This window comes from Asaia sp. As-1742, from assembly GCF_011753235.1.
GTDB classification, from domain to species: domain Bacteria; phylum Pseudomonadota; class Alphaproteobacteria; order Acetobacterales; family Acetobacteraceae; genus Asaia; species Asaia bogorensis_B.
Genome location: NZ_VWWA01000011.1, coordinates 17,086 through 28,800 on the forward strand (window position 1 = coordinate 17,086; position 11,715 = coordinate 28,800).

Genomic DNA, 11,715 nt, shown 5'->3' on the forward strand with positions numbered 1-11,715 from the left:
GGGACCGTTTCAGGCCAAACCCCGGAGTCAGCTCCCGTCACACTGCACCACGACGAGCGCCGAGACGGGCCAGGCCTTACTCACGGGGTCAGAATCACTAAATCAGACGCCCTTGACGATCAGGCTGGCATTGGTCCCGCCAAAACCGAAGCTGTTGGACAGGGCAATGTTGATCTTGCGCTGCTGGGCCTCGTGCGCCACGCGGTCGATGACGCTCTCACGCGCGGGGTTGTCGAGATTCAGCGTCGGGGGGGCTACGTTGTCACGGATGGCCAGCATGGAGAACATGGCCTCTACCGAGCCGGCAGCGCCGAGCAGATGCCCGGTGGCGGATTTGGTGGAGGACATCGCAACATGCTTTGCGTCATCGCCGAACATGCGCTCAACCGCATCAAGCTCGAGGTCATCGGCCATGGTCGATGTTCCGTGGGCGTTGACGTAGTCGATATCGGCCGGCGTAATCCCCGCAGAACGCAGCGCAGCCTTCATGGCACGGAAAGCGCCTTCATGCCCTTCCGCCGGTGCCGTGATGTGATGGGCATCGCCGGACAGGCCGTAGCCGATGATCTCACCATAGATCTTCGCGCCGCGTGCCTTGGCGTGCTCGTATTCCTCAAGCACGACAATGCCCGAGCCCTCGCCCATGACAAAACCGTCGCGGTCACGATCCCAAGGGCGCGATGCCTTCTCGGGCGTATCGTTAAAGCCGGTGGACAGCGCGCGGGCAGAGGAGAACCCGGCAATACCGAGCGGGCAGACAGCGGCCTCGGCACCACCAGCGATCATCACGTCGGCATCGCCCAGCATGATGAGGCGTGTGGCATCGCCAATGGCATGCACACCGGTCGCACAGGCGGTGACGGCCGAGTGGTTCGGGCCCTTGAAGCCATAACGAATCGAGACATGGCCCGAGATCAGATTGATCAGCGCCGAGGGGATGAAGAAGGGCGACAGGCGACGGGCCTTGCCGCTCGCAACGGTCAGGGAGGCGTCATAGATGGTCTGCAGACCACCGATGCCCGAGCCGATCATCACGCCCGTGGCGCAGCGATCTTCCTCGGTTTCCGGCTTCCAGCCTGAATCCTCAATGGCTTGAATGGCAGCCGCCATGCCAAGATGGATGAAACGATCCATCTTTTTCTGGTCCTTCGTCGGGACCCAGTCCGAGAGCGTCAGACCGCCTTCTGCCGTCGGGCCCTCGGGCACTTCGCCAGCCACATGGGCGGGGAGATCGCTCGGGTCGAAGCAGGAGATACGGCCAATGCCGGTCTGTCCGGCGATAAGACGCTGCCAGGTCTGTTCCACGCCCACTGCCAGAGGCGTAACAAGCCCCATACCGGTGACGACAACGCGTCTTTCTTTCATTGCCGACAGGTTTGCCATCATGGGCGGACGAAGCTCCAGTCATAAACGCCAGCTCCCGGCGGCTGCCAAGGGGGAGCGGCTGTCAATCTCGTCGTATGTCCCGGCTCCGCACAGATCGGGAGCCGGAGAAGATCATTGCATCGGGCATTGCGGCCCGATGCAGCCAGATCAGGCGGCCTTCTGCTTTTCGATGTAGTCGATGGCGTCCTTGACGGTCGCAATCTTCTCGGCTGCATCTTCCGGGATCTCAACGCTGAAAGCTTCCTCAAACGCCATGACCAGCTCAACCGTGTCGAGGCTGTCAGCGCCGAGGTCGTCGATGAAGGAAGCGTCAGGGGTTACCTTGCTCTCTTCAACGCCGAGATGCTCAACAACGATTTTCTTAACCTTATCGGCGATTTCGCTCATCTGTTCTGGCTTCCTGTGTGCCCGGCAATTCGGGCGGTTCGAAACTGTTTACCATCCGTCTGGTTACCCAGTCGGTCCCCGTCTTTACTCCAGAGACGGCATGATCTGCCAGTACTCCGGATCGCGGACCGAAGATCGGGCCCCGGCGGGCCGAGACGCCCACGCTTCGGACGAAGCAGCGGGCGCTTAGCATGGTTTACCCTCGCACGCCAAGCTTTGCGTGCGAGCGGGGCCGATGCCCTTATGGCATCGCCATGCCACCATTGACATTCATGGTCATGCCGGTCACCCAACCGGCCTCTTCCGAAGCAAGATACACGGCTGCGGCGGCAATGTCTTCCGGCTTGCCCATACGACCGAGCGGGATCGAGCCGAGCAGCTTGTCGCGCTGTGCTTCAGGCAGAACCGCCGTCATGGCTGTCTCGACAAAGCCCGGTGCAATGACATTGACCGTGACCCCGCGTGAGCCGGCCTCCTGCGCGAGTGACTTGGTCATGCCGATCATGCCTGCCTTGGCAGCCGAGTAATTGGCTTGCCCGCCATTACCGGTCACACCGACGATGGAGGCGATGTTGATGATGCGACCCGCGCGACGACGGAGCATCCCCTTCAGCGCAGCACGACACAGACGGAACGGAGATTCGAGATCGACCGTCAGCACCTGCGACCAGTCCTCGTCCTTCATTCGAATGATCAGGCCATCGCGCGTCAGACCGGCATTGTTCACCAGAATATCGAGCGGCTTGCCGAGCAGTTCTTCCGCCTTGCCCACCAGGGCATCGGCCTCGGCACCGACGGAGAGGTTGGCCGCACAGACATGCACCCGCTCGCCAAGGCTGGCTGCGACCTCGGCCAGTGCTGCCTCACGCGTGCCGGACAGCACGACTTCGGCGCCCTGCGCGTGAAGCGCGCGGGCGATAGCAGCGCCAAGGCCGCCAGAAGCACCGGTGATGAGGGCCGTTTTGCCTTCAAGACTGAACATCGTTTTCTTCTCCACGCTTTCAGAGGTCACGCAGCAGCGCCTCGATTTCTTCAGGGGTTCCGGCATTACGGGCCGTCATGTCGGGAGCAATGCGCCGTACCAGACCGGTCAGCACCTTGCCTGCGCCCAGCTCGACCTGCGAGGTGACGCCCATAGCCGCCATGGCCAGGACACTTTCACGCCACCGCACCGAGCCCGTCACCTGCTGCACCAGCAGGGAAGCAACGCGCAACGCATCGGTATTCTTCGTCGCTGTAACATTGGTGATGACAGGAATGGCGGGGGTCGCAATCTCGGCGCGTTCGAGAGCCTCGGCCATGCGTTCGGCCGCCGGCCCCATGAGGGATGAATGGAACGGCGCGGAAACGGGCAGCATCACGGCGCGCTTCACCCCTCGGGCCTTGGCCACCGTAATGGCACGCTCGACCGCCGACAGCCGGCCGGACACGACAATCTGGCCACCGCCATTGTCATTGGCCAGTTCGATCGTCTCATGACGATCGGCCTCACCCTCGACCCTCAGACGCGCCGCCTCGGCACAGATCTCCTGCGCCAGTTCAGCCTCGACGCCAAGCAGGGCGGCCATGCCACCCTCGCCTGCTGGCACGGCTTCCTGCATGGCCAGCCCTCGCAGGCGCAACAGCTTTGCAGTCTGGGCAATACCCAGCGCACCTGCGGCGGCAAGGGCGGAATACTCACCCAGCGAATGACCGGCCACGACGGTCGCCTTGTCTGCGAGCCTGAAGCCACCCTCATTTTCGAGCACGCGCACCGTAGCCATAGAGACGGCCATCAATGCCGGCTGCGCATTCTCGGTGCGGGTCAGGTCGGCAGCTTCGCCGGTAAAGATCAGTTTGGACAGATGCTCACCAAGCGCATCGTCAACTTCCTGAAAAACCTCTCTCGCCGCCGGGAAAGCCTCGTAGAGGCCCTGTCCCATTCCAATGGACTGGCTGCCCTGACCGGGAAACACGAACGCATGAACTGACATGACCGTACCTTCATTCACGCCTTGGCACCTGCGCCGCGGCCCTCCTGCCCCGGCACAAGGACCGGGGACTATTCTGACCCGCGTGATGGCGGAGGCAACGGCTTCCTGTCAAATCGTTACTTTGCAGTCAGATCGCCGCGCAGGGCGAAAGGAAGGGTCATCACAACCCGACTGAGCGGCCTGGTTGCGCTGAACTCGGCATCCTTCCTGAAGTTCTGAGGGCGAAAGACGTAGGGATAGGGCGTACTGCCCTGATTATCGACCAGCAGCCGCTCCACACCGCCCTCCCGCACAATGAAACGGCTACCGGGCGCGACATCGACACCCAGTCTGTGCGTATCGGGCAGCAACAAGGCCACGAGAAATCCCCCTTCATCCTCAATACAGCCATCAAGCTGCGCCAGCCATTTCAAAGCCTGCTGCCGGGTAAAATGCTGCCTGTCCGCAGGCGCCAGCGTGAAGAAGAAACCGACATTCAGACGCTCACCGGGCTTGAGCCGTGCATAGATTGCCGGATCGGCCTCCCAGAGTGCTGCCTCATGAGGCACGACGATTTCATCATCCGTGCCAAGCGGCGGACCGGGGAACAGGTGACTGACCCGCTCTCCCAGCTTCATCATCATACCCGTTGTCCGTGCGGCTCCGTCTCCCGGTTGGAGCATAGCCTGCAGATGCAGGGTCAACCCTGCACGATCCGCCTCGGGGAAGGAGTTGAACCGACGAAAAATGCGTTCCAGTCGCCGGTATCGTTGTGACAGGGGCACCATGCCTTGCGCCGTGACCCTGATTGTCTCGACAGACTGCCCAGTCGCCTCGCGCCCTTCGCCGGGCAGCCGGTTCATGGCCGCAGGCGACCCTGTTCCGGGCGTCAAGGGCGACGAGCCTGATGCCAACAAGGCACCGCCATCAGATGCGCTCTGCCCCAGACAGGCGTTTGGCGTCAGGAGACACAAAGCCGCTGCGATGAGGGGCCACAAAGCGACCCGACCGGCTCTGCTGACATTGGCACGACCCAGAATGACGCGTGGCAAAGGCGGCATGGAATTGACGTTCATGGTGCTCTGTTCTTCTGCAAGACAATGAACACCTGCGGCACCCGCGCTGGATCGTCAAGGAACTCGATGATGCGAAACAGATGCCCCCATTTCTGGATGATATAGGTGCGCGGGATGATCGCTTCACCATAATGAGCCGCCGGGTGCGGGCGCCTGACTGGCGATGCATGAAGAAACCGGCCAGCGTCGTAGCGCGCATGAGCCCGCGCCTCATCCGTGAAGCTATCGGCGCAGGCTTCGTGCCAGCCATGCTCCAGCCTGATGCCGGATGCCCGCTTAAGGCGTTGTTCCGCGCAGAAATCGATAAACCGGCGGCTTTGGGTGGTGATGATCGCAAGGCCACCCGGCGCAAGAAGACGATGAAACTCAGCAATCCACTGCCCGGCCAGATACTCATCGAGGTGTGAAAAGACCGAGAAAGAAACGATCAGATCGAAAGACCCGTTAGTGAACGGGACAGGCGGGGCCATGCCGCAGCTCATGAAGTTGAGCGCCGGATTACAGCGGCGCGCCTCCATCAGAAACCGTGTTGTCGAATCAATCCCATAAAGGTTTTCCGGGCGTATATCTTTCATGAACAGGCGAAGAATACGCCCCCAGCCGCATCCGAAATCCAGCACCTTCATCCCAGCTGAAATGGGTCGATCGGTGAAATGGCCGAACGCCTTGATTTCGCGATAAAACATGTAGGCCTCATGCAGTGAGACCTCTCCCGCGTGACCATGTATCTCGCGCTGGAGCGTTTCCGCAGGAAAGCTCGGCATACGCACATGATCGATCTCAGGCATATGGATCGATGCGACCAGTATCTTGAGCCAGTCCTCATCACTGCATAGCCTGAACCGCTCATGCAGATCAGAGGCATCGGGATAAGAGGACATACGCGGCCTTACCTGTTAATTCAGGAAAGACTCTATAATATAGGTGCAAATAACATGAAAGTTTTCTGTCAATTACTTAAATAGAAACAATATCTGTGCAGCAGCACCTCATCGAGCCCGGAAATCCGCAAGTGCAGCATGGCCATCACCTTGCAGCACCTCACAAGGCTCGAATTCGCGGAGGAACGAGGTCCTAGCGTGCGACCAGACGTCCACGCTGCCAGGCCTCGGCAGCTTCTTCCGGATCCATCCCATCAATCTGGATGGCGTAGTCGAGCGCACTCATGACCTTGTTGCCAAGGGTCATTTCCGACAATTCGTCGAGCATATCCTGGTCAGCACAGGCTGCCACGGCCTCACGCACCAGCAGGGAGGCCTCCATTTCCTCGGACAGGCGCGGGTCCTGCACAGGCTGGAATGCCTCATGATTGAAAAGCGCATGGGGCTGAGCGAGGAAAACCAGAACCCGGCGTCCCTCCTCATGGGCCGTGTGCACGAAAGCGTGGAGCCCTGCATCATCGCAAATCTCCACCGGCACGCCATCGAGACCGGGCGTCTGTGTCAGGAGCGCGTTCATACGTCCGGCATCCGAACGAGCGGCCACGACAACATCAACATCCTGCGCACCAAGCGCAGCGATCGGCGGAAGATCATCGAAGCTCGCCCAGCAATAATAAGGGCGGTAGAGCGTTCCAAGAACCCGCATCCCGTATTGCAGCAACACAGCATCGCGCGGCAGCCAAGCCGAAACCAGCAGATCTATAGCCCCCTCCTCAAGCATTGAGGGGAGTTCGCGCTCGTCGGCATCAACAAAATCGACCTCGACCTCATGCGCATCAAGTACGCGGGCAACTGCACTGGCGCAACCAGCATGGAGCGCGGTGCCCAGATAGCCAAGGGAGATCGTCGTCATGAGAAGTCCTTTTGGCCGCAAGGCACGGCCGGGGAGAGGTTAAGGCAATTGGCCTGTGTTCGATCACTTCATACCATGAATGGCAAGAGGCGAGCGGCACTTTGCTGACATGACGAGCGCAATCGGAGAGGGGAGACCAACACACCCGCGGACACCGCCCCTCTCCGTCAGGAGGCATGTCTGGGGGCTGTCCACAAACTCCCGATGGATCAGTTTTCCTGTGCCTGACGCAACGGAACCGAGAACTCGGCATCACACCCCGTTGGTGGATACCGCACAATAGCGCTTCCCTGATGACCAAACCCGGCCTGCAGCAGACGTGACCCAAAACCGGTGGTTACCGGAGGGTTGACGGGCGGTCCTCCCTCCTCGTGCCAATGCAGGGTCAGGGTATCGCGACCGGAGTCCTGAATGATATCCCACACCAGACTGACTTTTCCGCCCTCGACACTCAGCGCGCCATATTTGGCTGCGTTCGTCCCCAGTTCGTGCAGCATGAGACCAAGCGTCGTAGCCGTATTGGGGCCGATCGAGACCGTAGCGCCTGCAAGATGAAAGCGGTCGATCGGCGCGATGCGTGACAAGACTTCCTGCGCCAGCAAGGCAAGATCGCCCCGCCGCCATGACTGGCGCATGAGCAGATCATGAGCCGAACCAAGCGCTACCAGTCTTTTCTCGAAAGCCTTGACGGCAAGTCTGTTCTCAACACCGCGCAGGCTCTGATTGGCGAGAGCCTGAACCAGAGCGAGCGTATTCTTCAGTCGGTGCGCCAGTTCCTGATGCAAGGTAAGCTGGTGCGCTCTTGCCTCAAGTGACGCCGCAGCAGCCTGCGCACGGTCAGACACTGCGCGCACAAAAGCGAGCTCCTGATCGGACCAGTCACGCGGCGTACAACTCTGTACGAACAGACAATGCGTCATCCGGCCCTGCGCCATAACAGGCATGAGCAACTGCGCCCGGACCTGATCGCCTTCGCCGCAATGAGGCATGATGCACGGTATCCAGACATTTTCGCGGGCATCACGCACCGCGAGCAACAAGCCCTGATCCAGCACGCCAATGGCTGCCGGAAACGCAGCACGACGATAGCGACCTTTCGCACTCGGTACGGAAGCGGCATGCCAGTCCTGCGGCACGCTGAAAAAGCCCTCCTCACCTGACTCTACAACGGCGCACCCTGCGCGATCAGCAGCGAGGGCATCACCAAGCGCGCTCGCTGCTGCGAGATAAGCGTCATCCTGCGTGTCGACCTTGCGCAGGGCATCGCCAAGCATGACCATAGCAGCCAGCCTGTTCGTCGCGACACGATCGCGCGTGATGTCCTCGATCGTGCCAATCAGACGCCAGGGCTTGCCACGATCATCCGCCTCGATTTCGGCGCGTCGCCTGACCCAGCTCTGGGTGTGGTCGGTGAGGTTTCTGATTGCATAATCCGTTTCCGGCAAGACAACCTCATCGCTGGTCCCTTCGCCGAAACGCAGCAGATCCGTATCAGGAACCGGCATACATTGTGCAAAAACCTCCAGCGGGCACTGCTTTCCGGTGGGAACGCCTGATAGACGCAGTAATTCCGCCGAAAGCGTGATCGTGTTGCTGCCATGGCATATCTCGAACGTGCCAATCCCGGGCATATCCTCGATGGATGGAAGCCTCCCCGTCATACGGGTGACCGGCACTCGACCTCGGCCGGGGGGATGGTATCCCCTCTGTTGCACCACCCGCTTCCCCCGGACCAGGCCGCTCCAGAACCAGAACGATCTGCCTGACAATCGCGTCCAGCCCCTCCCGAAAGGAGGTGGCCTCCGTGTCCAACAGGTGGCGGGTGAGGAAACAGAGGATGCCCTCGCCCTGCCCGTCAGGCAGCAGAAACGAAAGAGCAATCTGGAAGGCATAATTCCAGGGCGCACGCGCCAGCTCGGCCAGAGGAGACAAGACCTCCTGGGTAAAAGTACGCCGTGGCGGATCGAGGGCATCGAGCATCAGGGGCAGCGCCCCGTACGTTACTCCCACGACATGCCTGCCCTTTTCGGGCAGGGCAATATACGCCGCAGGCGCACGGGCTACGGCCGCTGCAACCGTAAGAAGGTCGTGCAGATCGTGCTGGCGTCTCATGAGACACCAGACTTTCGGATTGTGAGCGGGTTGGTCGTCTCTTCTGTCGGAGACTGTTCCCTCGCCGCTCGCATGACAAACATTATGCCTGCTTCACCTTTCAGGAATGGCACGCTCGCCATCGCATCACAGAGATACGGTGACAAGCCTGCCGGTTAACGATGATGATTCAATAATCACCATATTTTAACGCGATCCTCCGGCGCGAGATAGAGCTTGTCGCCCTTCTTCACGCCAAAGGCATCATACCAGGCATCAATGTTATGCATGGGCAGATTAACGCGCGCTTCCGGCGCCGAGTGAGGATCGGTGACGGCGCGATTGCGGATCGAGTCAGGACGGAGCTTCTGGCGCCATACCTGTGCCCAACCAAGGAACACGCGCTGATCACCGGTCAGGCCATGCACCACCGGTGCGGGCTTGCCATGCAGCGACGCGTGATAGGCATCGAGCGCCAGGGTGAGACCGCCGAGATCGGCGATGTTCTCGCCCATCGTCAGCTTGCCGTTGAGGTGCACGCCCGAAAGCACTTCGAACGCGTCATACTGCTTGCCAAAACGATCGGCCAGCGCCTGGAAGCGCTTGACGTCATCAGGTGTCCACCACTGGTGCAGACGGCCATGCTCGTCGTACTGACGCCCTTCATCGTCGAAGGAGTGGGTCATTTCGTGACCGATTACCCCGCCGATAGCGCCATAATTGACCGCGGCATCCCCCTTGGGGTCAAAGAAAGGCGGCTGCAGGATGGCTGCCGGAAAGACGATCTCAACCTGGTTCGGATCGTTATAGGCATTCACCGTCTGCGGCGTCATGAACCACTCGTTGCGGTCCACCTTCTTGTCGAGATGACCAAGGTTGTATTGCCACTCGAAGGCAACCGCACGTGCACCGTTGCCATAGAGGTCGCCCGGCTTGACCGTCAGACCGTCATAGTTGCGCCACGTGTTCGGATAACCGACCTGGATTTCGAAATTCTGCAGCTTGCGCCCTGCCGCTTCGCGCGTCGCAGGGGCCATCCAGGCATTATGCGCCAGACGGTTCGCGAAGGCGTTTTTCACGTCATGGGTGAGCTCGGTGATACGTGCCTTGGCAGCCGGCGGGAAATACCGGTCGACATAGATCTTGCCGATCGCCCAGCCCATAGCGTCTTCCGTGTGTTCCACGGCCTGTTTCCAGCGCACGGGAAGCTGTGGCGACCCTTCGAGTTCATGATCATAGAAATCGAAGGATGACTGCACGAAGTCGTGGCTCAGATAAGGCGAGGCATTGACGGCCAGATGAAAGGCAAGCCACGCCCGCAATGTGCCATAATCAGCCGCAGAGAGTGTTTTGGCCATACCGGCCAGCGCAGTCGGCTCGCCGACAATGATACGGCGTGCGCCAAGCTTGTCCGCCGGAATACCGGCAGCCGTCAGGAAGGCTACCCAGTCAACGCCCGGCGCTTTCTTCGCCAGTTCATCGACGGTCATCGGGTTGTATACCTTGACCGGGTCACGCATCTCGGTGCGAGACCATTCCGACTGCGCGAGCGTGGTTTCCAGCGCGACAATCTTCGCGGCCGCCTGCTCGGCATCCGGCCATGAGATCATGCCAAGGGCCTTGGCGACATAGGCCTGATAGGCCTTCTTCTTCGCGGCAAAATCTGGCTTCAGGTAGTAATCCCGGTCCGGCAGGCCAAGATGCCCCTGATGCAACGACAGCGCATACTGCTCGGGATTATTGTCATCCGCGTTGATCATCAGACCAAACGGTGTGTACTGGAAGTTGAAGGCTGCCTGACCAAACAGTCGGGCCAGGCTCGACTGGTCCTTCACCGCCTGGATGGCGGCAAGATCAGCCTTGAGCGGCTCCGCACCGAGCTTGTCAGCCTTGGCTGTATCAAGGAAGGTCGCATAGAACGCCCCGAGCTTTTCCTCGGTCGTCTTCGGATTGGCAGCGGGATGCTTGCCCGCATCGGTCAGGATTGACTGAACGCGCTCATGAGCTGTCTCGGTCAGGATGACAAACGGACCGAAGGATGAGCGATCAGCCGGTATGACGACATTCTTCAGATAGGTGCCGTTGGCGTACTGGAAGAAATTGTCCCCGGGGCGCACGGCCTTGTCCATGCCGGACATATTGAAACCCCAGCTCGGGTCATAGGGCTTCACCGAAGCCGCATCCGCCTTTGCCGGAACCGCATCGGCAGCACGAGCCACCGGCAGGACCTGATGAGTCAAGGCGATGACACTGACAGCTCCGAGCCAGAGCGAGGTGGTACGTTTGAATTTTCCGGTCACAAGCCATCACTTTCAGCAGGTTCAACACCATCCCGCCCATTTCTGGCACGGGACACATCGTGCAACGTTATGACAGATTTTGTTTAACGGCGAGTCCGCGTGTTTGCCTTGCGCGAAGTAGGCTCCAGACTTGCCGAAGCCAGCGCGTTGAAGTCGAAAACCACTACTTTTTCGAGTGACGGACCCGCAAATTCCTTGAACGCTTCATGAGCAGGATCAAACCATGCCGGGTCCATCACGACAGGCTTCCCGACATAGAAGTTGCGATCGCCTTCTGAAGCGAAGGTCACGATGAAGGCCTGCTGCAAACCAGCATCCACGCCTTCGCCGCTGTTTTGCACACCCATCTCGATCGAGCGCACCGGGTGCGACCCATCGGGGCGGCGTGAGTCCTGCACAAGCCTCAGGAAGCGTGAGGTGATTTCAGCCCGCATGGCATTGGTGGTGCCCGGCTTGTAGCGGAACATCACGACGTGCCGCAAAAGCCCCGGTCGCCAGCTGGACGCCGTGAACTGGGGGAGGCCCACCTGAGCCGCGAGCTGACGGGCGGCAATCGTGCCATCATCAGCAACCGGGGGCAGATTCACTGGACCCGACGACGCGATCGGCAGGGAATAGGGATCAGCCATTGCCGATGTCACACAGAAGCTGGCGGCCACGGGGAGGAACGCAGTGAGTGCTGCCCCCATAAGGCGAAGGCGTGTGAAAGTGAGCGACAAGGGTAGCCCT

Annotated in this window: 11 protein-coding genes; 1 reads left to right on the forward strand and 10 read right to left on the reverse strand. The window is 60.3% G+C overall.

Translation table 11 applies throughout. The features are described from left to right. Positions 1 to 102: 102 nt before the first annotated feature. The 8 genes from fabF to F3J08_RS13645 all read right to left on the reverse strand — a co-directional run bounded on the left by fabF (position 103) and on the right by F3J08_RS13645 (position 8,256). The gene (gene fabF, locus F3J08_RS13610; RefSeq protein ID WP_166930663.1) at positions 103 to 1,386 is read right to left on the reverse strand and encodes a beta-ketoacyl-ACP synthase II; all 1,284 of its coding nucleotides are present in this window, start codon (positions 1,384 to 1,386) and stop codon (positions 103 to 105) included. Positions 1,387 to 1,533: 147 nt separating this feature from the next. Continuing rightward, on the reverse strand, positions 1,534 to 1,773 hold the full coding sequence (locus F3J08_RS13615; protein ID WP_023978090.1) for an acyl carrier protein: 240 nt from the start codon (positions 1,771 to 1,773) through the stop codon (positions 1,534 to 1,536). Positions 1,774 to 2,014: 241 nt separating this feature from the next. Continuing rightward, positions 2,015 to 2,755: a 3-oxoacyl-[acyl-carrier-protein] reductase gene (fabG, locus tag F3J08_RS13620; RefSeq protein WP_062165708.1), complete on the reverse strand. Its 741-nt coding sequence runs from the start codon at positions 2,753 to 2,755 to the stop codon at positions 2,015 to 2,017. 19 nt (positions 2,756 to 2,774) lie between these two features. After that, a complete protein-coding gene (gene fabD / locus F3J08_RS13625) occupies positions 2,775 to 3,746 on the reverse strand; it encodes an ACP S-malonyltransferase (RefSeq protein ID WP_166930665.1) in 972 nt (323 codons plus the stop codon). Positions 3,747 to 3,862: 116 nt separating this feature from the next. Further along, the gene (locus tag F3J08_RS13630; RefSeq protein ID WP_166930667.1) at positions 3,863 to 4,801 is read right to left on the reverse strand and encodes a hypothetical protein; all 939 of its coding nucleotides are present in this window, start codon (positions 4,799 to 4,801) and stop codon (positions 3,863 to 3,865) included. Continuing rightward, the gene (locus F3J08_RS13635; RefSeq protein WP_166930669.1) at positions 4,798 to 5,682 is read right to left on the reverse strand and encodes a class I SAM-dependent methyltransferase; all 885 of its coding nucleotides are present in this window, start codon (positions 5,680 to 5,682) and stop codon (positions 4,798 to 4,800) included. Before F3J08_RS13635 ends, F3J08_RS13630 begins: the two co-directional genes overlap by 4 nt. 193 nt (positions 5,683 to 5,875) lie before the next feature. After that, the gene (locus F3J08_RS13640; RefSeq protein ID WP_166930671.1) at positions 5,876 to 6,595 is read right to left on the reverse strand and encodes a glycine betaine ABC transporter substrate-binding protein; all 720 of its coding nucleotides are present in this window, start codon (positions 6,593 to 6,595) and stop codon (positions 5,876 to 5,878) included. A 209-nt stretch (positions 6,596 to 6,804) separates the two neighbouring features. Then, positions 6,805 to 8,256 carry a sensor histidine kinase gene (locus F3J08_RS13645; RefSeq protein WP_166930673.1) on the reverse strand — a complete coding sequence of 484 codons (1,452 nt, stop codon included), beginning with the start codon at positions 8,254 to 8,256 and terminating at the stop codon, positions 6,805 to 6,807. Between the two features lie 154 nt (positions 8,257 to 8,410). Between F3J08_RS13645 and F3J08_RS16985 the strand changes: the two genes are divergently transcribed. Continuing rightward, positions 8,411 to 8,866: a hypothetical protein gene (locus F3J08_RS16985; RefSeq protein WP_205207028.1), complete on the forward strand. Its 456-nt coding sequence runs from the start codon at positions 8,411 to 8,413 to the stop codon at positions 8,864 to 8,866. A gap of 17 nt (positions 8,867 to 8,883) precedes the next feature. Here F3J08_RS16985 and F3J08_RS13650 read toward each other — a convergent pair whose 3' ends face one another. Both F3J08_RS13650 and F3J08_RS13655 read right to left on the reverse strand, forming a co-directional pair. Continuing rightward, positions 8,884 to 10,986 (reverse strand): M13 family metallopeptidase, encoded by a 2,103-nt coding sequence (locus F3J08_RS13650; protein WP_370458744.1) that lies wholly within the window; start codon positions 10,984 to 10,986, stop codon positions 8,884 to 8,886. A gap of 83 nt (positions 10,987 to 11,069) precedes the next feature. Then, a complete protein-coding gene (locus tag F3J08_RS13655) occupies positions 11,070 to 11,705 on the reverse strand; it encodes a Dabb family protein (protein WP_240149357.1) in 636 nt (211 codons plus the stop codon). Positions 11,706 to 11,715 lie beyond the last annotated feature (10 nt).